This window comes from Streptomyces sp. NPDC088733 (assembly GCF_044751185.1).
Taxonomy (GTDB): Bacteria; Actinomycetota; Actinomycetes; order Streptomycetales; family Streptomycetaceae; genus Actinacidiphila.
Window position 1 is genome coordinate 302,108 of sequence record NZ_JBIVLH010000001.1, and the last position, 26,121, is coordinate 328,228.

Annotated in this window: 26 protein-coding genes; 12 read left to right on the top strand and 14 right to left on the bottom strand. The window is 71.5% G+C overall.

Features of this window, described 5'->3' with window-relative positions; translation table 11 throughout:
- Positions 1-24: 24 nt before the first annotated feature.
- The 3 genes from ACIP64_RS01330 to ACIP64_RS01340 form a co-directional block, all read right to left on the bottom strand.
- On the bottom strand, positions 25-1,869 hold the full coding sequence (locus ACIP64_RS01330; protein ID WP_401580497.1) for a hypothetical protein: 1,845 nt from the start codon (positions 1,867-1,869) through the stop codon (positions 25-27).
- A 67-nt stretch (positions 1,870-1,936) separates the two neighbouring features.
- On the bottom strand, positions 1,937-2,149 hold the full coding sequence (locus tag ACIP64_RS01335; RefSeq protein ID WP_360907163.1) for a hypothetical protein: 213 nt from the start codon (positions 2,147-2,149) through the stop codon (positions 1,937-1,939).
- Between the two features lie 44 nt (positions 2,150-2,193).
- Positions 2,194-2,409, bottom strand: coding sequence for a hypothetical protein (locus ACIP64_RS01340; protein ID WP_319665718.1), 216 nt, complete (start codon positions 2,407-2,409; stop codon positions 2,194-2,196).
- A gap of 273 nt (positions 2,410-2,682) precedes the next feature.
- On the opposite strand from ACIP64_RS01340, the gene ACIP64_RS01345 reads away from it, so the two are divergent.
- Complete coding sequence (locus ACIP64_RS01345; RefSeq protein WP_401580498.1) at positions 2,683-3,033, top strand: hypothetical protein; 351 nt, start codon at positions 2,683-2,685, stop codon at positions 3,031-3,033.
- A 295-nt stretch (positions 3,034-3,328) separates the two neighbouring features.
- Complete coding sequence (locus tag ACIP64_RS01350) at positions 3,329-3,694, top strand: hypothetical protein (RefSeq protein WP_401580500.1); 366 nt, start codon at positions 3,329-3,331, stop codon at positions 3,692-3,694.
- A gap of 77 nt (positions 3,695-3,771) precedes the next feature.
- Here ACIP64_RS01350 and ACIP64_RS01355 read toward each other — a convergent pair whose 3' ends face one another.
- The 3 genes from ACIP64_RS01355 to ACIP64_RS01365 form a co-directional block, all read right to left on the bottom strand.
- Positions 3,772-4,032: a hypothetical protein gene (locus ACIP64_RS01355; protein WP_360907169.1), complete on the bottom strand. Its 261-nt coding sequence runs from the start codon at positions 4,030-4,032 to the stop codon at positions 3,772-3,774.
- Positions 4,033-4,321: 289 nt separating this feature from the next.
- Positions 4,322-4,768, bottom strand: a complete 447-nt coding sequence (locus ACIP64_RS01360) for a helix-turn-helix domain-containing protein (protein ID WP_401580502.1) — start codon at positions 4,766-4,768, stop codon at positions 4,322-4,324.
- Positions 4,769-5,397: 629 nt separating this feature from the next.
- The gene (locus tag ACIP64_RS01365) at positions 5,398-6,729 is read right to left on the bottom strand and encodes a polysialyltransferase family glycosyltransferase (RefSeq protein ID WP_401580504.1); all 1,332 of its coding nucleotides are present in this window, start codon (positions 6,727-6,729) and stop codon (positions 5,398-5,400) included.
- 346 nt (positions 6,730-7,075) lie between these two features.
- Between ACIP64_RS01365 and ACIP64_RS01370 the strand changes: the two genes are divergently transcribed.
- Both ACIP64_RS01370 and ACIP64_RS01375 read left to right on the top strand, forming a co-directional pair.
- Positions 7,076-7,441 carry a YciI family protein gene (locus tag ACIP64_RS01370; protein ID WP_401580505.1) on the top strand — a complete coding sequence of 122 codons (366 nt, stop codon included), beginning with the start codon at positions 7,076-7,078 and terminating at the stop codon, positions 7,439-7,441.
- Positions 7,442-7,502: 61 nt separating this feature from the next.
- Complete coding sequence (locus ACIP64_RS01375) at positions 7,503-8,825, top strand: RNA polymerase sigma factor (protein ID WP_401580507.1); 1,323 nt, start codon at positions 7,503-7,505, stop codon at positions 8,823-8,825.
- On the opposite strand, the gene ACIP64_RS01380 is transcribed toward ACIP64_RS01375, so the two are convergent.
- The gene (locus ACIP64_RS01380; protein ID WP_401580509.1) at positions 8,789-9,028 is read right to left on the bottom strand and encodes a hypothetical protein; all 240 of its coding nucleotides are present in this window, start codon (positions 9,026-9,028) and stop codon (positions 8,789-8,791) included. The two genes, ACIP64_RS01375 and ACIP64_RS01380, sit on opposite strands and share 37 nt — an antisense overlap.
- 264 nt (positions 9,029-9,292) lie before the next feature.
- On the opposite strand from ACIP64_RS01380, the gene ACIP64_RS01385 reads away from it, so the two are divergent.
- The 6 genes from ACIP64_RS01385 (at position 9,293) to ACIP64_RS01410 (ending at position 15,841) form a co-directional block, all read left to right on the top strand.
- Positions 9,293-9,919 (top strand): histidine phosphatase family protein, encoded by a 627-nt coding sequence (locus ACIP64_RS01385; protein WP_401580511.1) that lies wholly within the window; start codon positions 9,293-9,295, stop codon positions 9,917-9,919.
- A 138-nt stretch (positions 9,920-10,057) separates the two neighbouring features.
- Positions 10,058-12,769: a SpoIIE family protein phosphatase gene (locus ACIP64_RS01390; RefSeq protein WP_401580513.1), complete on the top strand. Its 2,712-nt coding sequence runs from the start codon at positions 10,058-10,060 to the stop codon at positions 12,767-12,769.
- A gap of 68 nt (positions 12,770-12,837) precedes the next feature.
- Complete coding sequence (locus tag ACIP64_RS01395; RefSeq protein ID WP_401580515.1) at positions 12,838-13,728, top strand: 1-aminocyclopropane-1-carboxylate deaminase/D-cysteine desulfhydrase; 891 nt, start codon at positions 12,838-12,840, stop codon at positions 13,726-13,728.
- Between the two features lie 10 nt (positions 13,729-13,738).
- Entirely contained in the window at positions 13,739-14,248 is a 510-nt protein-coding gene (locus ACIP64_RS01400; RefSeq protein ID WP_360907187.1) for a GNAT family N-acetyltransferase, read from the top strand.
- A gap of 206 nt (positions 14,249-14,454) precedes the next feature.
- Positions 14,455-14,868: an anti-sigma regulatory factor gene (locus ACIP64_RS01405; RefSeq protein WP_319665704.1), complete on the top strand. Its 414-nt coding sequence runs from the start codon at positions 14,455-14,457 to the stop codon at positions 14,866-14,868.
- A 43-nt stretch (positions 14,869-14,911) separates the two neighbouring features.
- Entirely contained in the window at positions 14,912-15,841 is a 930-nt protein-coding gene (locus ACIP64_RS01410) for an RNA polymerase sigma factor SigF (protein WP_401581114.1), read from the top strand.
- A gap of 78 nt (positions 15,842-15,919) precedes the next feature.
- Here ACIP64_RS01410 and ACIP64_RS01415 read toward each other — a convergent pair whose 3' ends face one another.
- Entirely contained in the window at positions 15,920-16,339 is a 420-nt protein-coding gene (locus tag ACIP64_RS01415; RefSeq protein WP_360907191.1) for a hypothetical protein, read from the bottom strand.
- Positions 16,340-16,411: 72 nt separating this feature from the next.
- On the opposite strand from ACIP64_RS01415, the gene ACIP64_RS01420 reads away from it, so the two are divergent.
- Together ACIP64_RS01420 and ACIP64_RS01425 are read left to right on the top strand one after the other, a co-directional pair.
- Positions 16,412-17,380: a diacylglycerol/lipid kinase family protein gene (locus ACIP64_RS01420; protein WP_401580518.1), complete on the top strand. Its 969-nt coding sequence runs from the start codon at positions 16,412-16,414 to the stop codon at positions 17,378-17,380.
- A 318-nt stretch (positions 17,381-17,698) separates the two neighbouring features.
- Positions 17,699-17,956: a WhiB family transcriptional regulator gene (locus ACIP64_RS01425; RefSeq protein ID WP_018563321.1), complete on the top strand. Its 258-nt coding sequence runs from the start codon at positions 17,699-17,701 to the stop codon at positions 17,954-17,956.
- A gap of 132 nt (positions 17,957-18,088) precedes the next feature.
- On the opposite strand, the gene ACIP64_RS01430 is transcribed toward ACIP64_RS01425, so the two are convergent.
- The 6 genes from ACIP64_RS01430 to ACIP64_RS01455 all read right to left on the bottom strand — a co-directional run bounded on the left by ACIP64_RS01430 (position 18,089) and on the right by ACIP64_RS01455 (position 25,909).
- Positions 18,089-19,537 (bottom strand): sensor histidine kinase, encoded by a 1,449-nt coding sequence (locus ACIP64_RS01430; RefSeq protein ID WP_401581117.1) that lies wholly within the window; start codon positions 19,535-19,537, stop codon positions 18,089-18,091.
- 488 nt (positions 19,538-20,025) lie between these two features.
- Positions 20,026-21,096, bottom strand: a complete 1,071-nt coding sequence (locus tag ACIP64_RS01435) for an SIS domain-containing protein (RefSeq protein WP_401580520.1) — start codon at positions 21,094-21,096, stop codon at positions 20,026-20,028.
- A 50-nt stretch (positions 21,097-21,146) separates the two neighbouring features.
- Entirely contained in the window at positions 21,147-22,670 is a 1,524-nt protein-coding gene (locus ACIP64_RS01440; RefSeq protein ID WP_401580522.1) for a glycoside hydrolase family 3 protein, read from the bottom strand.
- Complete coding sequence (locus tag ACIP64_RS01445; RefSeq protein ID WP_401581120.1) at positions 22,667-23,554, bottom strand: carbohydrate ABC transporter permease; 888 nt, start codon at positions 23,552-23,554, stop codon at positions 22,667-22,669. Before ACIP64_RS01445 ends, ACIP64_RS01440 begins: the two co-directional genes overlap by 4 nt.
- Positions 23,555-23,559: 5 nt before the next feature.
- A complete protein-coding gene (locus tag ACIP64_RS01450) occupies positions 23,560-24,528 on the bottom strand; it encodes a carbohydrate ABC transporter permease (RefSeq protein ID WP_401580524.1) in 969 nt (322 codons plus the stop codon).
- A 103-nt stretch (positions 24,529-24,631) separates the two neighbouring features.
- The gene (locus ACIP64_RS01455) at positions 24,632-25,909 is read right to left on the bottom strand and encodes an extracellular solute-binding protein (RefSeq protein ID WP_401580526.1); all 1,278 of its coding nucleotides are present in this window, start codon (positions 25,907-25,909) and stop codon (positions 24,632-24,634) included.
- Positions 25,910-26,121 lie beyond the last annotated feature (212 nt).

The window sequence follows — 26,121 nt, forward strand, 5'->3', positions numbered from 1 at the left end:
CGACGGGAGGGGACCGGCCGCGCGTCACGAGGGGAAGGGCGGGGGGCTGATGAAGGTGAACGGCGGGGTGGAGGGCGGCACCGACGGCGTCACCGAGTCCGAGGGCGAGGCGCTGGGCGAGCCCTCGGACGGACTGGGCCCGGCCGTCGCGCTGGTACTGCTGCCGCTGGGGGTCGGGCCGCTGCGGGTGGGCTGCGGCGAGGCGGAGGTCCTGACGGCCGAGGGGGAGGCGCTGGGCGTCGCCGGAGCGGAGGAGGAGGCGCTCGGCGACGGTGACGCGGACGGCTCGGCCGCCAGGGGCGCGGTGCTCGCCGCCGGGGGCAGCGAGGGCGGGGTCGTGCTGGGCAGCGGCGAGGGGGCCACCGTGCGGAGCGGCCGGACCTCCGGCACCCCGGGCTGCAGGATCGGGGCGATCGGCGGCTGCGGCGGCAGCGGCTTGGGGGTCACGCCGCCCAGCCACGCGCCGCAGAGCGCCGCGCCTCCCGCCAGCACGACCCCGCAGAGGGCCAGCCGCAGCCGCAGGTTGCCCTCGGTGGCCCGGACCACGGCACGTACCGCCCGCCCGCCCAGGCGGACCGACAGGTAGGCCGCGCCGGCCAGCGGGCAGATCAGCATGAGGCTGCCGAGGATGCCGACGAGGCCCGCGGCGATCTCGCCGTCGGCGAAGGCGAACCAGGTCCCGGCCAGTTGCTCGGCCAGCGAGCGCAGACTCGTGGCCAGCAGCCGCGGCAGGTTCCACAGCACGTAGCCGAGTTCGGCCAGCAGCAGCGGCACCATGGTGACGACCCACGCGGTGACGATGACCCGCGCGGAGCGCTTGAGGTCGGCGACGTCCGGGTGCACCGGGCGGCCCGGCCGCATGCTGAGCAGGATGGGCTTGATCTTGCCGAAGAGGTCGGGAACCCCGGCCAGGTCACCGAGGATGTAGTAGCCGTCGAGCCGCACCGCCGGCATCAGCTGCTCGACGATCTCGAAGTGCGCCAGATAGATCGCGCCGAGGAAGAAGGACTGCCCCGTGGCGAAGTACCCGGCGGCCAGGGCGAGTATGAAGACGACGTTGAAGTAGACGCCGCCCAGGTCGGTGCGCATGCGCCCGGCCCGGCCGATCCGGTACACGTCCGTGACGTCGGTGTACATGGACGGCCAGATCAGGAAGAGCCCGCAGCCGATGGCGCCCGGCCGGGCGCCGCTGTAGCGGCAGGCGGAGGCGTGCCCGAACTCGTGGAAGACCAGCGAGGCCACCGTCAGCGCGAACACCACCAGCATCAGCACCGGCTGTTCCAGTACCTCGAGCACCGGTGTCATCGCCCCGTGCACCAGGAACAGCCACAGCTCCATGACGACGGCGGCGCCGAGCACCAGGGCGACCACCGGTGGGCGGTGCAGCCAGGCCAGGGCGCTCGCGATCCGGGCTACCTGCCGCTCGCGCAGCACCACGCGGTGGCCCTTCAGGACCAGCAGCAGGTCCGCGGTCGGGCCGCTGACCTTGTCGTCCTCCTGGCCGAACGGCACGGTGACGCCGAGCGGCTGAAGTTTGTGCTCGATCAGGTAGTGGATGTTGTCCGCGCTGACCTCGCGGCCGAACCGGCCGCTCACCCGGTGCGAGACGGCCTCGGTGTCCCGGCGTCCGTCGATGGCGCCGGCGACCAGGTAGAGCAGCCTGCTCAGCTGCACGACCTGCCCGTCTCCCCGGCGGACCAGGTAGCGGGGCTCGGTGAAGCCCGATCCCTGGTACTCGCCCAGGAGTTGGAGTCCCGCGCCGAGACGCGGAACCGGAAAGCCGGTGTCGTACGCGGGCGGGCTCGCATCCGCCTCGTACACCGCCGTTCCCGTGGGGCCGGGGCTGCCCGCCCTGTGACTGTGGGGCACCGTCTGCTCTTCCTCCCGAGGCGGACCGCACCGCGCCGGGCGCGGTCCGCACGGACACGGGGTGTGGTTACTGGCGGATGCTGATCGCCTGGGTGGCCTCGGACTGGGCGACCGCGAACGGCGAGTCGACGTTCGCGGCGAGCGAGTCGTTGTGGGCCTCGACGTGCGCCACGTGCTTGGTGACGTGGGTGGTCTTGACGAAGCTGAACTTCAGCTTGCCCAGGGCCTCGCGGCCGGGCAGCAGCTCCGCGGACTCGGCGTCGAGCTGGTCGTTGTTCATGAACGGGTACCTCTCTCGGATGATGGGGGGCGAGCGGCCGCGGGCTACTGGCAGATGCTGATGGCCTGCGTGGCCTGCGACTGCGCGACGGCGTACGGGGAGTCGACGTTGACGCCGAGCGACTGGTTGTGGGCGTCGACGTGCGCGACGTGCTTGGTCACGTGCGTCGTCTTGACGAAGCTGAACTTGAGCTTGCCCAGGGCCTCGCGGCCGGGCAGCAGCTCCGCGGACTCGGTGTCCAGCTCTCGCATGTCGAGCATGAAGGTTCCTTCGGACGAGGGGCGTGGGCAGGCAACGGATCCCAGAATCCGTCCATCCACACCGGACGAACTGTCTGACGGCGTTGGACAGTAGCTGCGCACCCCACCCCGGGCAAGCGTCCTCGCCTGTGCCGACGCAGCGTCAACTGTGCAGCCTGGTACGGGAAACAACTGGTGGGAGGCCGTCGTGCGGCCAGCCGGCCGCACCACCGGGCCACCCCGTTATCACCCGAACGGGTCAATCCGCTCGCTTCCCGAACTGAGGAAGTCCCCATGGAAGCGGCGAAGTCCGGCGAATCGGTGGCTATCCTCTCGATCTCCGAGGTGCAAGAGCCGACCGAGCCTCCGGCGAGAGGGGTGCACGTGCTTTTCGTTCAAGGGGCGTCCGCGACCGCAGTCGTCCGCCACCGGACAGGAGAGTCCGTTGTTCTGCTTTCCGGCGAACTCCCCTCCGTTCTGACCCCGTCGAGTCTGAACGAACTGCTGAATCTGGCTGCCGCGGTACTGACCCCGGAGGAGATGGAGCTGTTCCGGAGCTGTCTGACCGCGCTGCGCTGCGGGGAGAAACTCCAGGAGCGCCGCATCGAGGTGAGCGGCGCGGTCCTCACCGTCCACAGCAGCTGAAACACACGACAGGGAATTTTACGGACTCAATTTCCGGGGCATTTCCAAAAACGCCTCCGGCGCCCGACATGCCGAATACCGGTCACCCTGGAGGGTGTTTCCCGGGACCGTTCACCGAAAGCCCTCAACAGAGTCGACGGCAAAGCTCACGGGCGGTTTTGCATCTCGTTGACAACTTCCTTCCCAGGTCGCCCGATCGGCCTCGCCGGCACCCGTCGCCGAATGAATTCCGTCCAGTCGCCGAGTAACGTTCGGCGGGCCATCCGGCAATTCATCCACTGTGAGGAGAAAACCGATGAGAAAAATCGCTCGGGCCGCTGCGACGACCGCCCTGGCAGCCGTCGCGGTGATCGTGCCGCTCACCGGCACGGCCGTGGCCGCGCCCTCGCACGCCGTTTCCGGCGGCTGGGACCGGGGTGACGGCTGGGGCCGCGGCGACGGAGGCTGGGGCCGGGGCCACAACGGCAACTGGTGCGGGGGCCACCACCGGGGCGGGGTCCGGCTGTGGACCTACTACCGCTGGAGCAACGGCTGGGGCCACGGCCGGGGCTGGGACAACCGCGGAGGTGACCGGTTCGGCTTCGGAGGCGAACGCTTCGTGTTCGGACGCGACGGGAGGGACTGCGGCTGCGGCGACGGTTTCCGTGGCGGGCGTTTCTGATCCCGCGGGCTCATGAGGCGGGCCCCCGGGGGGCGCATTCCCCCGGGGGCCCCGCCCCTGCCCGCCATGATGGCGGATCAGCTGCTGTAGACGGTGAGGACCGCGCCGCTCACCTCGATGCGGCGCTCCTGGAGTTTCTCCCCGCAGCGCAGCGCGGTCAGACAGCTCCGGAACAGCTCCATCTCCTCCGGGGTCAGTACCGCGGCAGCCAGATTCAGCAGTTCGTTCAGACTCGACGGGGTCAGAACGGAGGGGAGTTCGCCGGAAAGCAGAACAACGGACTCTCCTGTCCGGTGGCGGACGACTGCGGTCGCGGACGCCCCTTGAACGAAAAGCACGTGCACCCCTCTCACCGGAGGCTCCGGGGGCCCACCCACTCGTCCCGGGACTGGAGAGAATATCCCCGTTCCCTCCGCTCTTTGTCCGTTCTTGGGTTACTTCACCACCACCCGGCACGGCAGAACCGGCATGCCCATGCCGTTCTGGAGGGGATGCCCCGGTCAGCGGACCCCGGCAAGGGCCAAATCAGCACACTGCTGCATCAGACCGCCCGGGCCATCGGCAGTACCTGTCCATCCACCAACGGCTCCCCCATCTTCCCGCCGCGCCGGCGGTCATGACGGGCGATCAGCCGGACGACTCCGGGGCGGCCGCGGGACCTGCGCCGGACCCGGGTCCGGCGTCCGGTTCAGGGGCGCTGCGCAGCAAGGACTCGACGAGTGCGGCGACATGGCGGCGATCCGCCTCGGACAGCCGCTGGACGCTGGCGATCAGGGTGGCGACCTCCGGGTCGGGGGCGGCACCGCCCTCACCGCCGGCGGCCGCGCCGTCCGCGAAGTACAGGTGGATCCCGCAGGCCTCGGCGGCGGCTCTGCGCACGGCGTCCAGCGGCAGTTCCAGGCCCCGGGCCAGCCCGTCCAGAGTGGACTGCTGCGGCATCCTGGCAACCCGCGCGCTGGTGGCCAGGTGGTGCACGGTCGACCGCGGCACGCCTCCCCGGCGCGCCACCTCGCCGTACGACCAGCCCCGCTGCTCCAGCCGGCGCCTGATCAGTTCCTGCAGTGCGTTGCCCACGGGGTGGATTCTTCCTGCTAGCACGTCGGTTGACCCGTCCGGGTGAGATCGAGTCTATAGCGGCCACCGCGGCACGCCCCGGCTGCGGCTGCCCTCACCTGCACCTTCACCCTTCCACGCGGCACCGTCCGGACTCAAATGCCGCGAAATGCTTGCCGCGAGCCGCCCCAGCCACTAGCGTCCGACGTGACCAGACGTGCCGTCCAATACTTCTGGACAGCGCAACGCGGACCATCCGTCCGCCCGGGCCGGCCCTCCTTCCGGCGACGTTCCGACCCCGGAAATCCTGACAGCGATTCCACGCGCCCCGGGGCGATTTTCCCGAGCATCACCAAAACTGCACCCCGGGCGCATCGTCCCCACCTTCAACGCTTCCGCGACACGGCACGTCACGCCCGGCACCCGCCGCATCCGGACGGAATCTAGAGGTGATCAACCCCGGCGCAACCCGGATGCCCAAAACTGGCCGCTTTTGCCCCATCCGATCAAGTGATTCAACGTCATGGGCATGGGGCGCAGCAGATGCCGACAGCTGACGTTCGCTGTTGTGCCCGCGGCGGATCCGGGAAGGACCGGTGCGACGGATCCCGCGGGCCGTGCCCGGGCCGCCCCTCGCCCGGGGCCCGCGCTCACGACCTGACGGCTCGCAGCGTGCGCACGATGCGCCGCACGGCCGGATGGCGGCGCAGCGCCTCGGCGCGGACCGGGGCCCCGCCGGGGAGCCGCAGGCTCGTCAGGCGGCGGCGCTTGAAGTACCGCGCCGGGCCCGCCTGATGACGGGTGAGCCAGGCCTCCGCCTCCGGACGCAGCCCGGGATGGGCCCGCGCCTGCATGCAGTAGCCCACGGTCCGGATCAGCGGCGCGAGGCGTTCCGCGACCAACTCCCCGGTGAGCGCAAGGGGCTTGCCGACCACCTCAGTGTCGCGTTCCAGGTCCGGCAGCGCGGCGTCGATCAGCGTCAGCGGTACGCGGTTGCTGTTCTCGTACGGGCTGATCCGCTCCAGCAGCAGTTCGGTGCCGACCCGGGCGACCGGGATGCCGTAGAAGGACGCGGCGGTGACCAGCGCCGTCGAGAAGCAGCCCACGACGAGCTCGGGACGGTCCCGTTCGAAGAGGGTCTCGGCGAGCACCGGCGCGTCGAGGACGGCCAGTTCGGCCCCGAGCTCCGCGGCCGCCCGCTCCATGGAGCGCGACAGGTGCGCGGGTGCGCTGGGATGCGGTTTGAAGAGCACCGAGGTGTGGCCCGCGGCCACCGCGCCGCGCAGTATCCGCGCGTGCAGCTCCTCCTCCTCCTGTTCGGAGATGAGGTCCAGCGCGGACAGGTACTGGCCGAGGAGCACCGCGGTGTACCGGCCGGACACGGCCGGCGCGGCGGCGCCGATGCCGGAGAGCGTGCGCAGGAAGGACTCGACCGGGATGGGCACCGCCTCCACCTCGTACTCCGAGAGCAGCAGGGGGCGCAGTCCCGGCAGCAGGTCGAGGTGGAGCAGGCGCGCGATGCGGCAGGCGATGCCGCCGGGGAGCCGGTCGCGGGTGGGGCCGTAGCTCATCAGGCCGTCCGCGTACACATGGATCGTGCTCTCGGCGAAGATCTCGGCCGCCGCGCGGGAGGGGTTGGCCTGCAGGGACTCGCAGGCGATCTCCACCGGCTCGTCCCCGAGGTCCCAGGCCAGGCGCAGCGACCGCTCCCACAGGGTGAGGTCCTGCTCGCGGGGGGACCAGCCGACCGGGTGGTGCGGGGCGACGGTCTCGTTCCAGAAGTGCACCGCGTCGAACTCCGGGCGCAGTTCCTCGAATCCGGCCATCCGGTCCAATGGTGTGGTCAGTTCGGGGATGGCCGAGGTGTTGCTCACCACGAGGAGGCGCCGGTGCCCCTCGCGCGGGCCGAACAGCCCCGCCCGGACGGCCGCCGTGACGGTCGCCGCCGCGTACTGCGTCGCCGCGAAGAAAATCTGGATCATCTGGGACAAATTCCTTCATGCCGGGCACACGCCCGCCGCGCACCCGGCGCGGCGTCTGGTCCGGGGCGCAGCCGCTCTCTCCTCAGCATCACGGCCGGGATCCCCCGGGACCAAGCCCGGCCGCCGGATATCACCGGACCGGGTGACCCCTGTACGGGCGGGCTTACGTGCACGTCACCCGATTGCGCCGCCCTCGCGGCGAGGGCCCCGCGGGCCCTCGCCGACCCCGCCGGGACCGGCCCGGAAAAAATCTTCGGCCGACGTGTCGATCCGCGTGCCGCCCGTTCGACGCGTATGCAGAAGCGGGGCAGCGGCCCCGCCTGCACCAAGACAGAGGAGTACGGCAATGCGTTTCATGTCCCTGATCCTGATCGACCAGGACAAGGTCCCGGCAGGCGGCCCGAGCGAGCAGCTGATGCAGGACATGGGCAAGCTCATCGAGGAGATGTCCGCGGCCGGCGTGCTGCTGGACACCGCCGGGCTGCGCCCGCCCGCCGAGGGCTTCCGGATGCACTGGGACCACGGGAAGCTGACCGTCGTCGACGGGCCCTTCACCGAGTCGAAGGAGTTCATCGGCGGCTACGCGATCATCCAGGCGAAGTCGAAGGAGGAGGCGCTGGAGTGGACCAAGCGCTTCCTCCAGGTGCACGGCGACGAATGGGAGCTCACCTGCGAGGTCCGCGAGATGGAGGAGGCCCCCGAGCTGGCCTGAGGGCGCGGCCGCGCCGCTCCGCCGAACGGGTTGCGGCTCCCGGGGGCGGCTGCTCTGATGGGTGGCTGTGACCGGTACGGCTTCTGGCTCCGATGACGCCCGCCGAGCGATCGACGCGGTGTGGCGGATCGAGTCGGCCCGGGTAATCGCCGCTGTCGCGCGCGTCGTGCGCGACATCGGCGTCGCCGAGGAACTCGCCCAGGACGCCCTGGTGGCCGCCCTGGAGCAGTGGCCCCGGGACGGTGTCCCCGCCAACCCCGGCGCCTGGCTCACGGCCGCGGCCAAGCACCGCGCGATCGACCTCGTCCGCCGCAAGGAGGTCTTCGCGCGCAAGCTGGAGGAGCTGGGGCACGCCCTGGAGGCGCGCCCGCCCGAGTCCGAGGCCGGTTTCGCGGCGGCCGAGGCGGCGGCCGACGACGACATCGAGGACGACCTGCTCCGGCTGGTCTTCACCGCCTGCCACCCGGTGGTGTCCACCGAGGCGCGGGTGGCGCTCACCCTGCGCCTGCTGGGCGGCCTGACGACCCCCGAGATCGCACGGGCCTTCCTGGTGCCCGAGGCGACCGTCGCGCAGCGCATCGTCCGGGCGAAGCGCAACCTGGCCAAGGCGGAGGTGCCCTTCGAGCAGCCGCAGGGACCGGAACGGGTCGAGCGCCTGTCCTCGGTGCTGGAGGTCATCTACCTGGTCTTCAACGAGGGGTACTCGGCCACCGCCGGGGACGACTGGATGCGCCCGGCGCTCTGCGAGGACGCGCTGCGGCTGGGGCGGCTGCTGGCCGGCCTGATGCCGAAGGAGCCCGAGGTCCACGGCCTGGTCGCGCTGATGGAGATCCAGGCGTCCCGGGCGGCGGCGAGGACCGGCCCCGACGGTGAGCCGGTGCTGCTGATCGACCAGGACCGGCGGCGCTGGGACCGGCTGCTGATCCGCCGCGGCTTCGCCGCCCTGGCCCGCTCCGACGCGGCCGGCGGCCCGCCGGGGCCGTACGCGCTCCAGGCCGCCATCGCCGCCTGCCACGCCCAGGCGGCCCGCGCGCAGGACACCGACTGGCGGCGCATCGCGGACCTGTACGGGGTGCTGGCGGTGCGGGCGCCCTCGCCGGTGGTGGAGCTCAACCGGGCGGTCGCGGTCACCATGGCGTACGGGCCGCAGGAGGGGCTGGCCGTCGTGGACCGGCTGACCGGCGAGCCCGCGCTGCGCGAGTACCACCTGCTGCCGAGTGTCCGCGGCGACCTGCTGGAGCGCCTGGGCCGCCACGACGAGGCACGCGCGGAATTCCTGCGCGCCGCGGAACTCACCCGCAACGAGCGCGAGCGCGCCCTGCTGCTGGGACGGGCCTCGGCGGCCGGTCAGACCCGCGGCGGCGAATCCGGCGGCCGGGGCTGAAAGCCGCCGCGACGCGGGCCGCGGAGCGCGTGCAGCATGATCATCATGAGCAGCGGGCACATCAGCGCCACCGCGAGGATGAACACCGCGGCGAAGGGGACGCCGACGCTCAGGGCGACCACCACGGCAAGGGCGGCGAGGACCGCGGCGACGGCCCAGTGGCGGCCGCTGCGCGGCAGGGCGGGTGTTCCGGGCGTTCGCATCGCGGCCTCCCGCGTCGGCTCGCCGAGAATTCACCTTCCATCGTACGCCGCGGGCGGTTTCCCGCCCCCGGCGCGCAGTCGTCCTGTCCGGCCGGACAGGACGCCAACCACCGTGCGGCCGGGGCGAATTGACGGCAGTGCTGTCGGCCCGCCGGACGGCGCGTGACATCATCCTGCGGGGTGACGCCCCGCGGCACGGCGGAACCGGGCCCGCACGGGCGGCGTCTCCACGCCCAGCATCCCGACACCCGAGAGGGGCCCGGCATGACCGGCACGGCGAGCCGCTATCTCTATCTGACCCGCCACGCGGAGGCGCTGCCCGACGAGAGCGGCCTGACGGAGAACGGCTTCCGGCAGGCGGAACTCCTCGGCGAGCGTCTCAAGGGGACCCCGATCGCCGCCGTCCACCACGGCCCGCTCCCCCGTGCCGCGCAGACCGCCGCGCTCATCGGCGAACGGCTGGGCGGCGCGGTGCCGGTGGGGGCGAACGACCTGGCCGGCGACTACCCGCCCTACATCCCGCAGGAGTCCGAGCTGCCGTCGGACAGCGCGTACTACCTCTCCCGGTTCCTGGACCGCTTCGGCCCGGAGGAGCGGGCGTGGGGGCCGGAGCTGGGGCGGGAGGCGCTGGCGCGCTTCGCGGGGCCGCCGGCCGCGGGCAAGGCCGCCCACGAGCTCGTGGTCACCCACAACTTCCTGATCGGCACGCTGGTCTCGGCGGCCCTGGACGCGCCGCCGTGGCGCTGGCTCGGCCTCGACCACGCCAACGCCGCCCTGACCGTCATCCGCTACACGCCGGGCCGTCCGCACTCCGTCCTGCTCTACAACGACATGCGGCACCTCCCGGAAGAACTGCGCTGGACGGGTTTCCCCGCCGAACTGCATTTCTGAGGCGGTCCCCCGCACGCTCCCGCACGCCTCCGGGCGCCACCGGGCCCGCCGACGGCCCTTTCGGCCTCTGGCAGCGCCTCATCCGCAGTGCTACAAAGGCGACATGGCCGACCTTTTCGGCTGATTCGGTGCGTACCGGTGCGATCACTGAGCGAGAAGAGTCCCCGCAGCGTCGCCGGGCAGGTCTTCGTCCTCCAGGTGGCGGTCGTCGTGCTGCTCGTGGCCTGCGGAGTGCTCGCCCTGGTGCTCCAGTCGCGGCACGACAGCGAGCGCGAGGCCGTCAACCGCTCGGTGGCCGCGGCCCGCACCTTCGCCCGTTCCCCCGGGCTGCCGCAGGCACTGAGAAGCCCCGACCCCTCCAAGGTGCTGCAACCGGTCACCGAACTGGCTCGCAAGGAGGCGGGCGTCGACTTCATCGTCGTCATGGACACCCACGGCACCCGCTACACGCACCCCATGCCGGCGCGGATCGGCCGGCGGTTCGTCGGCACCATAGAGCCGTCGCTGCACGGCAAGGTCTACACCGAGAGCGTCCGGGGGCCGCTGGGTCACGAGGTGCAGGCCGTCGTCCCGGTCCACGACCCCGTGGAGGACCCGCACGGCAGGATCGTCGGCCTGGTCGCGGCCGGCATGAAGGTCACCAATGTGACGGTCGTGGTGAACCGGCAGCTGCCGATCATCCTCGGCGCGGGCGCCGCCGCGCTCGCCCTGGCCATGGCGGGGACGGCACTCATCTCCAGGCGGCTGCGGCGGCAGACCCACCGCCTGGACCCCGCCGAGATCAGCCGCATGTACGAGCACCACGACACAGTGCTGCACTCCGTGCGGGAGGGTGTGCTCATCGTCGCCGCCGACGGCCGCCTGCTGCTGGTCAACGACGAGGCCGCGCGCCTGCTCCACCTGCCGGCCGACACCGAGGGGCGGTACGTCACCGAGCTGGCGGACCTCGAACCCGCCATGGTCGAGCTGCTGGTCTCCCGCCGCGAGGCGACCGACGAGTTCCTCCCGGCCGGCGACCGGCTGCTGGCGGTGAACCAGCGGCTCAACCACGCCGACGGCGTCCTGTCGGGCTCAGTGGTGACGCTGCGCGACTCGACCGAGCTCCAGGCGCTCGCCGGCCGCGCCGAGGTCGCCCGCGAACGCCTCAAACTGCTCTACGACGCCGGGCTGGGCATCGGCACCACCCTCGACGTGGTCCGCACCGCGGAGGAGCTGGCGGAGGTCGCGGTCCCCCGCTTCGCCGACTACGTGACCGTCGACCTCGCCGACCCCGTCCTGCACGGCGAGGAGCCCACCGGCGTGAACGCGGTCGACATGCGCCGCACCGCCGTCAACGGCATCCGCGACGACGCCCCGCTGTACCCGCTGGGCACGCTGATCGACTTCCTGCCGTCGACCCCGCAGGCGCGCGGCTTCGGCACCGGGCGCTCGGAGGTGGTGGGCAGACTCGGCGAGGACCCCGGCTGGCTCGCCCAGGACCCCGAGCGGACGCACAGCATCGTCCGCTACGGCATCCACTCGCTCATCGCGACCCCGCTCAAGGCCCGCGGCGTCGTCCTGGGCGTGGTCAACTTCTGGCGCTCGCAGAAGCCGGAGCCGTTCGACGAGGAGGACCTCTCGCTGGCCGAGGAACTGGTCGCGCGTGCCGCCATCAACATCGACAACGCCCGCCGCTACACCCGCGAGCACGCCCTGGCCGTCACCTTGCAGCGCAGCCTGCTGCCGCGCGCCCTGCCGGAGCAGAGCGCCCTGGACGTCGCCCACCGCTACCTGCCGGCCCAGTCGGGCGTGAGCGGCGACTGGTTCGACGTGATCCCGCTGCCGGGCAACCGGGTGGCGCTCGTCGTCGGCGACGTCGTCGGCCACGGACTGCACGCCGCCGCCACCATGGGCCGGCTGCGCACCGCGGTGCACAACTTCTCCACCCTCGACCTGCCGCCCGACGAGCTGCTGGGCCACCTCGACGACCTCGTCGGCCGGATCGACCAGGACGAGTCCGACACCGAGATCGGCGCCGGCGTCATGGGCGCCAGCTGTCTCTACGCGATCTACGACCCCGTCACCGGGCGCTGCGCCATGGCGCGGGCCGGGCACCACCCGCCCGCACTGGTGCGCCCGGACGGCGCCGTGGAGTTCCCCGACCTGCCCGCCGGCCCGCCGCTGGGGCTGGGCGGCATGCCGTTCAGGACCGCCGAACTGGAGCTCGCCGAGGGCACGCAGCTCGTGCTGTACACCGACGGGCTCATCGAGGACCGCGCGCGCGACCTGGACGTCGGCATGGAGATGCTGCGCCGGGCGCTGGCCGCGCACCCCGAGCGGCCGCCGGAGGAGAGCTGCCGGGCCGTGCTGGAGGCGCTGCTGCCCGGCCGGCCCAAGGACGACGTGGCCCTGCTGATCGCCCGGACCCGCCGCACCCCGGCCTGCCACGTCGCCGAGTGGGACGTACCGCTCGACCCGGCCGCCGTCGCGGGCATGCGGGCCGCGGTGACCGAGCGGCTGGAGGAATGGGGCCTGTGCGAGCTGAGCTTCGGCGCGGAACTGATCCTCAGCGAACTGCTCACCAACGCCATCCGCTACGGCTCCCCGCCGATCTCCGTACGGCTGCTCCGCGACCGCGCCCTGACCTGCGAGGTCTCCGACGGCTGCAGCACCTCGCCGCACCTGCGGTACGCGGCCACGACCGACGAGGGCGGCCGGGGCCTGTTCCTCGTCGCCCAGATCGCCGAACGCTGGGGCACCCGCTACACCCCCGAGGGAAAGGTCCTGTGGGCCGAGCAGCCGCTGCAGGAGTGGAACGCCGGGGAGGCGGCCGCGGGGCTGGCGAACGCCCTCGACACGGCCGCCCGCTGAGCCGGAGCGGCCCCGCCGGGGGCTGCTCCCGACTCCCGGCCGGTTCCCGGTGACGTCACACTGGGGCGGTGATCGTGGACGTCCGGCTGCCCTCCCCTCTTGTCGAGCTGACCGGCGACGAGCGGCTGACGGGGCGCGGGCTGCGCATGCTCGTCAAGCGGGACGACCTGATCCACCCGGAGGTGCCCGGCAACAAGTGGCGCAAGCTCCACCTGAACCTGCGCGCCGCGGCGGACCAGGGACACCAGGTGCTGCTGACGTTCGGCGGGGCCTACTCCAACCACCTGCGCGCGACCGCCGCCGCGGGCCGCCTGCTGGGACTGGCCACCGTCGGGGTCGTGCGCGGCGAGGAGCTCGTCCGGCGCCCGCTGAACCCCTCGCTCGCCCGTGCCGCCGCCGACGGCATGCGCCTGCACTTCCTGGACCGCGCGACCTACCGCCGCAAGGACGAGCCGGAGGTCCTGGCGGGGCTCCTGGAGCGGTTCGGCCCCGCCTATGTGGTGCCCGAGGGCGGCAGCAACGCCTTGGCGGCACAAGGGTGCGTGGCACTCGGCGAGGAACTGCGCGGCGCGGCGGACGTCGTGGGCGTCGCCTGCGGCACGGGCGGCACCCTGGCGGGGCTTGCCGCGGGACTGGGTCCGGAGCAGCGCGCGATCGGCTTTCCCGTCCTCAAGGGCGGCGGATTCCTGCGGGAGGACATAGGCCGCCTCCAGGAGGCGGCCTTCGGCGGGCGGCGCGGTGACTGGCACCTGGAGGAGCGCTTCCACCACGGCGGCTACGCCCGCCGCACGCCCGCCCTCGACGCCTTCGCGGAGGACTTCGGCGCGCGCCACGGCTTCGTGCCGGACCCCGTGTACGTCGCCAAGATGCTGCACGGCCTGTTCTCTCTGGCCGCCGAAGGGGCCTTCGCCGAGGGGACGGTCCTCGCCGCCGTCGTGACGGGCCGGCCGAGCGGTTAGCCTTGGCCGCATGATCCGATCCGCGGCGCCCGGCGACATCCCGGAGATCCACTCGATGATCCGCGAACTCGCGGAGTACGAGCGGGAGCCGGACAGCGCGCGGGCGACCCCCGCGCAGCTGCACGAGGCGCTCTTCGGACCCGGGGCCGCGGTCTTCGCGTTCATCGCCGAGGACGACGACACCGGCGCCGTGGTCGGCTTCGCCGTGTGGTTCCTGAATTTCTCCACCTGGACCGGCACCCACGGCGTGTACCTTGAGGACTTGTTCGTGCGCCCCTCCGCGCGCGGGGGCGGCCACGGCAAGGCGCTTCTCGCCGAGCTGGCCGCCGTCTGCGTCGAGCGGGGCTACGAGCGCTTCGAGTGGTCCGTGCTGGACTGGAACGAGCCGTCGATCGCGTTCTACCGTGCGATGGGCGCCCGTCCCCAGGACGGATGGACGGTGCAGCGGCTGACCGGCGAACCGCTGCGCACCCTCGCGGAGCAGGCCCGTGTCAACAAAGCGACTTCTCTTTCGAATTGAGACCCCTCGCCCCCTACCCACGGTGCGTGCGCATGCGCCTACTATGGGTGACAGCCATGGGGTGCCGGGCCGGGGCTCATTCATGGCGGCGGCCGTGCTCCGTCCGGGCGACACCGGGGTACGGATCGCGATAGCGTCGCTGGCGAACCGAACCAGATCAGTGCAGTGCCGATGAGGGCAGTGCGAGTGCCACCTTGGAGGTGAGGGTGTCCGAGATCGCAGGCGAGCCCGGGTCGAAGGACTTCGTCGAGGTCCGGCTGCCCGCGGCGGGGGCCTATCTTTCGGTGCTGCGTACGGCGACCGCCGGCCTCGCGGCCCGCTTGGACTTCACCCTCGACGAGATCGAAGACCTGCGCATCGCCGTTGACGAGGCGTGCGCGATTCTGCTCCAGCAGGCCGTCCCGGGGTCCGTGCTGAGCTGCGTCTTCCGCCTGGTCGGGGACGCACTGTGGGTGACCGTGTCGGCTCCCACGACCGACGGCCGCGCCCCGGAGCGCGACACCTTCGCCTGGACGGTGCTCTCCGCCCTGGCCGGCGAGGTGGACTCCAGCGTGGCCGAGGACAAGACCGTGAGCATCGCTCTGCACAAGAAGCGCGGTGCAGGACCGGGACAGCTGTAACGGGGGAATCGCCGTGAACGATCTGGAAGGCAGTACGCCCGGGGTGAGGGGCCGCCCCGTACCCGCCCCTGCGGCGCGACAGGACGAGGCACGGCCCCATCCCGGCGGTGGACCGGCGGACCGTCCCGACGACAAGGACGCGCCCGAGCAGACGGATCTGGCGGATCAGGCGGGTCGCATGGAGCAGGAGCAACAGGAGCAGCACGGGCACCACGACCCGCACGACCGGGCCGGGGCGCGTGCGCTCTTCGTGGAGCTGGGCAAGCTTCCGCTGGGTTCCCCGGAGCGGGCCGAGCTGCGCAACCAGCTGGTGCGGATGCACCTGCCGCTGGTGGAGCACCTGGCCCGGCGCTTCCGCAACCGCGGCGAGCCGCTGGACGACCTCACCCAGGTCGCCACGATCGGCCTGATCAAGTCCGTCGACCGGTTCGACGTCGACCGCGGGGTGGAGTTCTCCACGTACGCCACCCCCACCGTGGTCGGCGAGATCAAGCGCCACTTCCGGGACAAGGGCTGGGCCGTGCGCGTCCCGCGGCGGCTCCAGGAGCTCCGCCTGGCGCTCACGACGGCGACCGGCGAGCTCTCCCAGCGGCACGGCCGGGCCCCGACCGTGCACGAGCTGGCGGAGCATCTGAAGATCACGGAGGAGGAGGTCCTCGAAGGCCTCGAATCCGCCAACGCCTACAGCACGCTCTCGCTCGACGTGCCCGACACCGACGACGAGTCGCCGGCCGTGGCCGACACCCTGGGCGCCGAGGACGACGCCCTGGAGGGCGTGGAGTACCGGGAGTCCCTCAAGCCGCTGCTGGAGCAGCTGCCGCCGCGCGAGAAGAAGATCCTGCTGCTGCGCTTCTTCGGCAACATGACGCAGTCGCAGATCGCGCAGGAGGTCGGCATCTCCCAGATGCACGTCTCCCGGCTGCTCGCCCGCACCCTGGCGCAGCTGCGCGACAAGCTCCTCGTCGAGGAGTGACGGCAGCGTCGGTCGCCCTCCGGGCGGCCGACGCCGGGGGCACCTCCCAGCGGTAGCTGGGGGATTTCGAAACGGTCCCTAGCCCTCGGTGGCGGCGATGCCGAGGGCCTCGGTGGCCGCGGGGTGCACGAGGAGCACCAGTTCGGCGATCGCCGCGGCGCCCAGTGCGGCGCCCGCGGCGATCATCACGCCGCCGTTCTGGGCCATGGTCCAGGCGACCGGCAGGGCGACGAGCTGGATGATGAGGGCGGGTCCGCGGCTCCAGCGGCGGGCGTGCCACAGCCCGTAGGCCGCCGCCAGCGGCATGGCCGCCAGGGCCAGTACCGTCAGGCCGCCGGCCTCGGCCTGGCGCGGGCTGTCGGGGTTGCCGACCAGCCCGAGGACGAGCATCGCGATGCCCCACGCGGCCAGCGCGGCGCCTTCCAGTGCCGCGACCGCGGCGGCGGCCGCGAGGCGGCGCGTACGGCCCGGGCGCACGGTGTTCTCTGTGCCACTCACCCCAGCAGGGTATCGGCCTGCGCTCCGACCGGGATTACGGGCCGGTACCGCCCGGTAGGTACCCTGGCGGTCATGCGCGCTCTCCTCGTGGTCAATCCCGCCGCCACCACCACCAGCGCCCGAACCCGTGACGTCCTCGCGCACGCGCTCGCCAGCGACCTGAAACTGGAGGTGGCCGCCACCGAGTACCGGGGCCACGCGCGCGACCTCGCGCGGCAGGCCGCGGAGGGCGGCGAGATCGAGCTCGTCGTGGCCCTGGGCGGCGACGGCACCGTCAACGAGGTCGTCAACGGGCTGCTGCACAACGGCCCCGACCCGGAGGGGCTGCCGAAGCTCGCGGTGGTGCCGGGCGGCTCCACCAATGTCTTCGCGCGCGCCCTCGGGCTCCCCAATGACCCCGTCGAGGCGACGGGGGCGCTGCTGGACGCCCTCCGGGAGGGGAACTCGCGGACGGTGGGCCTCGGCCGCGTGAGCGGCACGCCGGGCACCGCGGACGAGGGTGTGCCGGCGCGCTGGTTCACCTTCTGCGCCGGCCTCGGTTTCGACGCCGGTGTCGTCGGCCGGGTCGAACAGCAGCGGGAGCTCGGCAAGCGGTCGACGCACGCGCTCTACATACGGCAGATGGTCCGGCAGTTCCTCGCCGAGTCCTCGCGCGGCGGCGGGACGATCACGCTGGAGCAGCCGGGCGAGGACCCCGTCACCGATCTCGCGATCGCCATAGTCTGCAACACCACTCCGTGGACCTACCTGGGCAGTCGCCCGGTCTACGCGTCGCCGCGGGCGTCCTTCGACACGGCGCTGGACGTGCTCGGGCTGTCCCGTCTGTCGACCCCCGCGGTGACCCGCATCGCCACGCAACTGCTGCGTTCGACCCCCGAGCGGGGCCCGCGCGGGAAGCACGTGACCTCGCTGCACGATCTGACGGACTTCACCTTGCATTCGCAGGCGCCACTGCCGTTCCAGGTGGACGGAGACCACCTGGGACTGCGAATCAGCGCAACCTTCTCAGGCGTACGCCGTGCACTGCGTGTGATTGTGTAAGCAGAAGGACATAAAGTCCTTCCACTCGAACGTTTAGACTGCCCTGCACCCCATGGAAGTACGGCTGTGACCGAGCCGACACCGAGGAATCAAAAAAAAGTTTCCGGAAGGGGTTGTATCCGCAGCCCAGGTTTGCGAGTCTCTTCTTGGCGATCGGGACAGCCGCTCTACGGGCGTCCTCAGTAGCCGCAATCCTCACCACACCCCCGCGGGACCGCACCCAGGAGACTGGGCGATGTCCCGTGCCGTGTCTGGGGATTCGTGAAAGCGTTCACATTCACAAGCAACGTGCAAGCAATACAAGGAGATGGAGCAGCCATGGACTGGCGTCACAACGCCGTTTGCCGCGAAGAAGACCCTGAGCTCTTCTTCCCTATCGGCAACACCGGTCCTGCGCTGCTGCAGATCGAGGAAGCCAAGGCCGTCTGCCGCCGCTGCCCCGTCATGGAGCAGTGCCTGCAGTGGGCGCTCGAGACCGGCCAGGACGCCGGCGTGTGGGGTGGCCTCAGCGAGGACGAGCGTCGCGCAATGAAGCGCCGCGCCGCCCGCAACCGCGCCCGCAACGCCAGCGCCTGACACACGCGCTTACCCCCGAGCCGCAGCGCGCAGCACCTCCGAACCGCGCAGCATCACGACGCAGGAAGCCCCGGCAGCTCGCCCGAGCAGCCGGGGCTTCTCCGTTCCACCAGCCGGTCGCCCAGCGGGCGTTCAGCCCTCCAGCGCCAGTTCCAGCAGCACCTTCGTCCCGCGCCCCTCGGCCGGGACCATGTCGAAGGTGCCGCCCAACTCCCCCACCACCAGGGTCCGTACGATCTGCAGACCGAGGTTGCCCGCCTGCTGCGGATCGAAGCCCGGGGGCAGCCCGCGGCCGTCGTCGCGCACGGCGATCGCCAGCCTGCCGTGGCGCCGCTCCGCCGAGACCTCGACCGACCCCTGTTCCGCGGGGCCGAAACCGTGCTCCAGGGCGTTCTGCAGCAGCTCGGTGAGGACCATCGCCAGCGGCGTGGCGACATCCGCGCTGAGGACCCCGAAGCATCCGGCGCGCCGGGTGGTGACCCGACCGGGTGAGATCTCGGCGACCATGGCCAGGACGCGGTCGGCGATCTCGTCGAACTCGACGCGCTCGTCGAGGTTCTGCGACAGGGTCTCGTGCACGATCGCGATCGAGCCGACCCGCCGCACCGCCTCCTCCAGCGCCTCACGGCCCTGGTCGGAATCCATCCGGCGGGCCTGGAGCCGCAGCAGGGCGGCGACCGTCTGGAGGTTGTTCTTCACCCGGTGGTGGATCTCCCGGATGGTGGCGTCCTTGGTGATCAGCTCCCGTTCACGGCGGCGCAGCTCGGTCACATCGCGCAGCAGCACCAGCGATCCGCTGCGGACGCCCTTGGGGCTCAGCGGGATGGCCCGCAGCTGGATGACGCCGCCGTTGCCCTCGATCTCGGTCTCGCGCGGCGCCTTGCCGCTGGCGACGGTCACCAGCGCCTCGTGGCTCTTGCCGCGCGAGGGGGCCAGCTCGGCGGTGGCGGTGCCCAGATGGTGGCCGACGAGGTCCGCGGCCTGGCCGAGGCGGTGGTAGGCGGAGAGGGCGTTGGGGCTGGCGTACTGGACGATGCCGTCGGCGTCGAGGCGGATCAGCCCGTCGCCGACGCGCGGCGAGGCGTCCATGTCGACCTGCTCGGACGGGAAGGGGAACGTGCCGGCCGCGATCATCTGCGCCAGGTCGGACGCGCTCTGCAGATAGGTGAGCTCCAGCCGGCTCGGCGTGCGCACGGTGAGCAGATTGGTGTTGCGCGCGATCACCCCGAGGACCCGTCCGGCGCGGCGCACGGGGATCGACTCGACCCGCACCGGCACCTCCTCGCGCCATTCGGGGTCGCCCTCGCGCACGATCCGGCCCTCGTCGAGCGCGGCGTCCAGCATCGGGCGGCGGCCGCGCGGCACGAGATGGCCGACCATGTCGTCCTGGTAGGAGGTGGGGCCGGTGTTGGGGCGCATCTGCGCGACGGAGACGTACCGCGTGCCGTCGCTCGTCGGCACCCACAGGACGAGGTCGGCGAAGGAGAGATCCGAGAGCAATTGCCACTCCGACACCAGCAGATGAAGCCACTCGAGATCGGAATCATCGAGGTCGGTGTGCTGGCGTACGAGATCGTTCATGGAGGGCACGCAAATGAGCGTACCCGCGCTCATGGCAAGCGCTGACATCCAGTCCCCACAAAGGCCTTCCAACCCCTATGATCTGACTGCGTCAGGTTATGGACAACGGATAATGGTCTAGTCCAGAATTGATGTGAACAACTGAACTTCCACCCTTCCCGCACAGAAGGGTGGAGCGAGGCCGGGGCGCTCTCTGCCCTGACTGCGCCAGGCCTCACGAGTCGGCCCCAGTGAGCCGCGGGAACCGCACACCCCGCGTGCCAGGTGCCGACAGCAGCTCCGGGCTGCGGTGCTGGACGGGTTGAGGGTCCCGTTCCGGCGCCGCGGCCCGAAGTGGTTTCCGGGGGCATCCGTGCCGTGTCCCCCACGCCTTTCCCACGCCGCCTTCACGGCTTTGACGTTTCACCGCGCGAAAAGGCCCGCGGACGCGGTGGACGGGAGATCTGCCTCCCGTCCACCGCGTCCGCGGGCCGCAGCGCGGAACGGCGTCAGTGCGTCTCGGTCACCTTCGCCAGGGCGCGCGGCGCGTCCGGGTCCTGGCCGCGGGCGATCGTGATCTCGTAGGCCAGCATCTGCAGCGGCAGGATCTCCAGGATCGGCTGGACCTCCTCGGCGACGCCCGCGGTCGGCAGCACGAAGCCCGCGGAGGCGGCCTCGACGGACGCCTGGTTGCCGATCACGACGAGGTCGGCTCCGCGGCCGCGGAGCCGGTCCAGGACCGGCTGCAGGGCCTGGCCGCCCTTGCCCTCGGTGACGATGGCGATGACCGGCGAGACGTTGTCGACCATCGCCAGCGGACCGTGCAGCAGGTCGGCGCCGGAGAAGGACAGGGCCGGGATGTAGCTGGTCTCCATCAGCTTCAGGGCGGCCTCCTTCGCGGTCGGGTAGCCGTAGCCCCGCGAGGTGAGCACCAGGCGCTCCGCGAAGCGGTACCGGCCGGCCAGCGCCTTGACCTCGTCCCCCCGGGCCAGGATCTGCTCGGCCAGCTCGGGGAGGATCTTGGCCGCGTTGCCGTCGCCGCCGCGCAGGCCCTCGACGAAGAGGTAGAGGGCGAGCAGCTCGGCCGTGTACGTCTTGGTCGCCGGGAGCGCCTTCTCCGGCCCGGCGAGCACGTCGATGTGGAACTCGGAGACCTCGGCCAGCGGCGAGTCGGCGTTGTTGGTGACCGCCAGGGTGATCGCGCCGGCCTCGCGGGCGGCCCGGGTGGAGGCCACCAGGTCGGGCGAGCCGCCGGACTGGCTGACGGTGACGACCAGGCAGTCGGTGAGGTCCGGGCGGGCGCCGTAGGCGGTCGTGGTGGACATGGAGGTCAGGCCCGCCGGCTTGCCGAGCAGCACCTCGATCAAGTACTTCGCGTACAGCGCCGCGTTGTCGGAGGTGCCGCGCGCGGTGAGCAGCACGAAGCGCGGGTTGCGCGCGGCGATCCGCTCGGCGATCTCACGGATGCGCGGCGCGCCCTCCTCGAGGATGCGGCGCAGCACGGTGGGCTGCTCGGCCATCTCGCCGGACATGATCCGGCCCGGCATCGGGGGCTGCTGGGTCGGAGTCGGGGCGGACATTCTGGGAGCCTCCAGGTCGGTCTCTGGAACGGGTGGCGCCGCCGGGGCGGTCAGGCGTCGGCGTCCTTGCCGACGACGACCTCCGCGGCCGCTCGCCCGCACACGCGGGCCGCGCCGTGGGTCGCGATGTGCAGCGCGCCGGAGGGCGGAGCCTGGGGGACGCCCATCTCCACCACCGCCGTGTCCGGCCGGGCGGCGAGCAGGGCACCCAGCGCTTCGGCCATCCACGGGTGACGGTGCACGTCACGGACCACTGCGACGATCCTACGGTTCGCCGCGGAGCGGAGCACATTTGCGGTCAAAGCATCGCCCTGGCGGAAGGTGCCGGTCACCGTCCCGGGCAGCAGCCGGTCGAGTTCCGCGGCGACCCCCCACGGTGTCTCGGCGCCGACGGCGATGTTGGCGACCGGCGTGAAGGCGGCGACGTAGGGCGCCTCGGTGATCGGCTCGTACTCCCCGGTGCGGGTCACGCGCAGCGCGCGCCGCGCCGCCGTGAGGCCGATGTCGGAGTCCGGCGCGGCGCCGGCGGCGGCACGGGCCGCGCCGGTGGTCCAGGCGGCCAGCGCCCGTACCCGGGCGGCGGCGTCGGCGAGCCGTCCGCGCGGCAGTTCACCGGCGCGCACGGCGTCGACGACGGCGTCGCGCAGGGCGACCACGGTCTCCTCGTCGGCGAGGCCGCCGCCGACGCAGATGGCGTCGGCACCGGCCGCGATGGCCAGCACCGTGCCGCGCTCGACGCCGTAGGTGTCGGCGATGGCGCGCATCTCGATGCCGTCGGTGACGATGAGGCCGTCGTAGCCGAGTTCGTCGCGCAGCAGCCCGGTCAGGACGGCGGGGCTGAGCGTGCCCGGGCGGTCGGGGTCGAGGGCCGGGACGAGGATGTGCGCGCTCATGACGGCCTTGGTGCCGGCGGTCAGGGCGGCGCGGAACGGGGCGAGTTCGCGGGAGTGCAGGGTGTCCAGGTCGACGTCCACGCGGGGCAGGGCGTGGTGGGAGTCGACGGAGGTGTCGCCGTGCCCGGGGAAGTGCTTGGTGCAGGCGGCCACGCCCGCGGACTGCAGCCCCTCGACATAGGCGGCGGTGTGCCGGGCGACGAGCAGCGGCTCCGAACCGAAGGACCGCACCCCGATGACCGGGTTGCCGGGGTCGGAGTTGACGTCGGCGGACGGCGCCCAGTTGAGGTTGACCCCGCAGGCGGCGAGCCGGCGGCCCAGCTCGGCGGCGACGTCACGGGTCAGGGCGGTGTCGTCGACCGCGCCGAGCGCGAGGTTGCCGGGGAAGGAGGAGCCGGTGCGGGCCTCCAGCCGGGTCACGTCGCCGCCCTCCTCGTCGGCGGCGATGAGCACCTCGGGCCGTACCGCGCGCAGTTGCGCGGTGAGCGCGGCGAGCTGCTCGGGCGACTCGATGTTGCGGGCGAACAGCGCCACGGAACCGAGGCCCTCGGCGAGCCGGCGCAGCAGCCACTCGGGGGCGGTGGTGCCGTGGAATCCGGGCTGCAGGACGGCCAGGGCGTCCCGCGCGAGGTCGTCGGCGTCCGCGGTTCCGCCGGGGATCTGACTCAAGGTCTCGGTCATCCCTTCACCGCCCCGGCGGTCAGGCCGGCGGCGACCTTGCGCTGCACGATCAGGAAGAAGACCACCACGGGAACGCCCATCATGGTCGAACCCGCCATCATCGGCGCGTAGTCCGTGCCGCGCGAGGTGACGAAGTTCCCCAGCCAGACGGTGGCGGTCTGGTGCTCCTGGCTCATGATGAGCATCGCGTAGAGGTACTCGTTCCAGGCCTGGATGAGCGCGTAGATCGAGGTGGCCACGAGGCCGGGGGCGAGCAGCGGCAGCACGATGCGGAAGAACGCGCCCATGCGCGTGCACCCGTCGACCATCGCCGACTCCTCCAGTTCCTTGGGGATGTTGACGATGAAGCCGCGCAGGGTCCAGACCGTGAACGGCAGCACGAAGGTCAGGTAGGTGATGACCAGGCCGGAGAGCTTGTCGATCTGGTCGATCTGGTTGAGCAGCAGGAAGACCGGGATGATCATCGCGACCAGCGGCACCATCTGGACGGCGAGGATCGCGACGATGACCGCCTTGCGGCCGCGGAAGACGAAGCGCGAGATGGCCAGCGCCGCCAGCAGGCCGATGACCAGGCCGAGGCCGACGGTCGAGCCGGAGACGATGAGGCTGCGGCCGACCGAGCCCCAGAAGTCGCCGATGCCGAGGGCGTCGGAGAAGTTCTGGAAGGACAGGCTGGTCGGGAAGAACTTGGGGTCGGGGTCGATGGCGTCCTTGGCGGGCTTGAACGCCGTGTTCAGCATCCAGTAGACCGGGAAGCCGGTGACGACCACGACCAGCAGGCCGAGCAGGTTGTAGACGGTACGTCCCTTGCGGCGCGGGCGCCGGGCGGCGCGGCGGGCCGGGGAGGCGGGCGGAGCCGCCGGGGCGGGGGCGGTGTCGAGCACGGTCGTCACTCCACCTCTCCGATCTTCAGCATCTGGCGCATGTAGACGGCCATCACGCCGAGGAGCAGCAGCACGGTGATGACGGCGATGGCCGCGCCCGCGTCGTAGTCGTTGGCGACGAAGGCCTGGTCGTAGGAGTAGGTGGTGAGCACCTGGTAGTCGGGCTCGGGGTGGCCGTCGCGCATGAGGAAGACCTGCGGGAAGACGCCCATGTCCCAGATGACCGACAGGGTGGTCAACATGACGATGAGCGGCTTGAGCACCGGGAGGGTGACGTGCCGGAAGACCTTGACCGGACCGGCGCCGTCCATCCGGGCGGCCTCCTCCAGTTCCCTGGGCACCTGGGTGAGTCCGGCGTGCAGGGTGATGGCGACGAAGGGGATGGCGCCCCAGACCACCATCAGGGTGATGACGAGGAAGCCCTGCCGGGTGTCGGTGAACCAGTTGTGGCCGCTGAAGTCGACCCCGGGCAGCCGGCTGAGCAGCCAGTTGAGGACGCCGTAGTCGCTGTCGAACATCCACTTGAAGACGGTGATGGCGACGACGACGGGCATCGCCCAGCTCGCCACCAGCGCGATGTTGATCAGCGTCTTCATCCAGGGCGAGACCCGCTGGAGCAGCAGCGCCACCGCCATGCCGAGCACCAGGGTGAGCAGCACCGCGGCCACGGTGAACAGCAGGGTGCGCAGGACGACGGCCCAGAACTCCGAATCGCCGAGCACATGCGTGTAGTTGGCGAAGCCCTGCCAGTCGCCGGGCAGCCCCTGCCACAGCTCGGCCTGCCCGTACTGCTTGAAGGACAGGGTGATCAGCCGGACCAGCGGATACCCGAGGACCAGCACCAGGACGCCGATGGTCGGTGCGAGCAGGGCCCAGGGAAGCGCGGCCCCGCCCAGGCGGCGTGGCCTGCGGCCCGGTCCCGCCGGTTGCCGCGAGAGCGGCACTTTGTCGAGCGGTGTGTCAACGGCACTCATCATGTGCTCCTCGGCTACTCCAGTCCCTGGTGGTCGCGCACCGGAGCCGGCCGCCCGAGGGCGGCCGGCCGGCGTCGATCACTGTGGTTTCCCCGACCCCCGGTCAGCCGGCGTTGATCACCGCGTTGATCTGCTCGTCGGCGGACTTCGTGGCGTCCTCGATGGTCGCCTTGCCGACGGCGATGTCGTTGAGCATGTTCTGCAGGATCTGCTTCTTCTCCACCTGGAGCCAGCCCGGCGCGGTCGGCACGAACCAGGTGTTCTCGTTGGCGCGGGCCGAGGCGGCCGTGGCCGGGTCGTCCTTCAGCGGGGCGAGCAGGGACTTGGCGTTGGGCAGGTTGCCCTTGGAGATCAGGACCTTCTGCGCGGCCGTGTTGGTGAAGTCGTTGATCCAGTCGGCGGCGAGGTCCTGCGCGGCGGACTTGACCGGGATGACCAGGTCGGAGCCGCCGATGAAGTTCGGCAGGAGGTCGCCGTTCGGGCCGGGGAGCGCGAAGGTCTCCAGGTTGTCCTTGAGCTTGCCGGTCTTGTCGGTCTTCGGGTCGGCGGCGGCGCCGCCCTCCCAGCTGGCGCCGTAGATGAGCGCGGACTTGCCCTGGCCGTAGACGATGTAGCGGTCGGACTCGTCCTTGTTCTTGTCGCCGTGGAAGTACTTGTCGAGGACGCCCTTCCAGGTCTTCAGGCCCTCGATGGACTTGGGGTCGGACAGGGAGGCGGTCCACTTGCCGCCGTCCTCCTTGGCGACGTCGCCACCGGCGTCCTTGACGAAGGCCAGCGCGGTGTACCAGTCGCGGCTGGGCTGGTACCAGGCGGAGAACTTGTCGCCGTTCTTCTTCTGGATCTTGTCGAGGGCGTCGGTCAGCTCGGCCCAGGTGGCGGGGGTCTTGGTGACGCCGGCCGCCTTGGCGACGTCCTTGCGCCAGGTGCCGACACGGGCGCCGGCGTAGTAAGGCACGCCGTAGGTCTTGCCGTTGTACGTGACGGAGCCCTCCAGGGCGTCCAGCCAGTCACCGGAGTTCTCGAACTTGCTCTTGTCGATCGGGGCGAACGCGCCCTTGACCAGGTACCCGAGCGTCTCGGTGTTGCCCATCTCGACCACGTCCGGCACCTTCTTGGTGGCGAGGACGGCGTCGAGCTTCTGGTTCTTGGCGGTCCACTCGTAGTACTCGTGGTGGATCTTCACGTCCTTGTGCGCGGCCGTGAAGGCGTCGTCCGCCTGCTTCACCAGCTCGGGCCAGTTCTTCTGTGCGTCGACCGTCAGCCAGACGGTGATCTCCTTGGGCGCGGCGGCCTTGTCGGAACCCTTGTCGTCCGAACCGCAGGCCGCAACGCCGGCGACCATGACTGCGACACCGATCGCCGCGATCAGCTTGCGCTTCACAACACCCTCCCCAGGGCAGTGAGTACCAAGTGGTGTAGACCAGTGCCCGAAGCTTGGCCTAGACCTTTAGGGGTGTCAAGGGTGTATAAGAGCACCGGTCGCGTCCGTTACCGGACCGACATCTGGGCCCGTAACGCGATTTGGGCCCTGACCGTGCCACGATGTGAGCCGCGAATGACGGAGGAGCCGGTGACGGCAGCACGACAGCACAC

What these genes read in the sequence shown, in the direction of transcription:
- ACIP64_RS01380 (WP_401580509.1), bottom strand. Translation starts at nt 9,028, where the DNA reads ATGCGAACGCCCGGAACACCCGCCCTGCCGCGCAGCGGCCGCCACTGG.
- ACIP64_RS01340 (WP_319665718.1), bottom strand. Translation starts at nt 2,409, where the DNA reads ATGCTCGACATGCGAGAGCTGGACACCGAGTCCGCGGAGCTGCTGCCC.
- ACIP64_RS01425 (WP_018563321.1), top strand. Translation starts at nt 17,699, where the DNA reads ATGGACTGGCGTCACAACGCCGTTTGCCGCGAAGAAGACCCTGAGCTC.
- ACIP64_RS01420 (WP_401580518.1), top strand. Translation starts at nt 16,412, where the DNA reads ATGCGCGCTCTCCTCGTGGTCAATCCCGCCGCCACCACCACCAGCGCC.
- ACIP64_RS01400 (WP_360907187.1), top strand. Translation starts at nt 13,739, where the DNA reads ATGATCCGATCCGCGGCGCCCGGCGACATCCCGGAGATCCACTCGATG.
- ACIP64_RS01430 (WP_401581117.1), bottom strand. Translation starts at nt 19,537, where the DNA reads ATGAACGATCTCGTACGCCAGCACACCGACCTCGATGATTCCGATCTC.
- ACIP64_RS01345 (WP_401580498.1), top strand. Translation starts at nt 2,683, where the DNA reads ATGGAAGCGGCGAAGTCCGGCGAATCGGTGGCTATCCTCTCGATCTCC.
- ACIP64_RS01385 (WP_401580511.1), top strand. Translation starts at nt 9,293, where the DNA reads ATGACCGGCACGGCGAGCCGCTATCTCTATCTGACCCGCCACGCGGAG.
- ACIP64_RS01350 (WP_401580500.1), top strand. Translation starts at nt 3,329, where the DNA reads ATGAGAAAAATCGCTCGGGCCGCTGCGACGACCGCCCTGGCAGCCGTC.
- ACIP64_RS01335 (WP_360907163.1), bottom strand. Translation starts at nt 2,149, where the DNA reads ATGAACAACGACCAGCTCGACGCCGAGTCCGCGGAGCTGCTGCCCGGC.
- ACIP64_RS01365 (WP_401580504.1), bottom strand. Translation starts at nt 6,729, where the DNA reads ATGATCCAGATTTTCTTCGCGGCGACGCAGTACGCGGCGGCGACCGTC.
- ACIP64_RS01435 (WP_401580520.1), bottom strand. Translation starts at nt 21,096, where the DNA reads ATGTCCGCCCCGACTCCGACCCAGCAGCCCCCGATGCCGGGCCGGATC.
- ACIP64_RS01450 (WP_401580524.1), bottom strand. Translation starts at nt 24,528, where the DNA reads ATGAGTGCCGTTGACACACCGCTCGACAAAGTGCCGCTCTCGCGGCAA.
- ACIP64_RS01440 (WP_401580522.1), bottom strand. Translation starts at nt 22,670, where the DNA reads ATGACCGAGACCTTGAGTCAGATCCCCGGCGGAACCGCGGACGCCGAC.
- ACIP64_RS01370 (WP_401580505.1), top strand. Translation starts at nt 7,076, where the DNA reads ATGCGTTTCATGTCCCTGATCCTGATCGACCAGGACAAGGTCCCGGCA.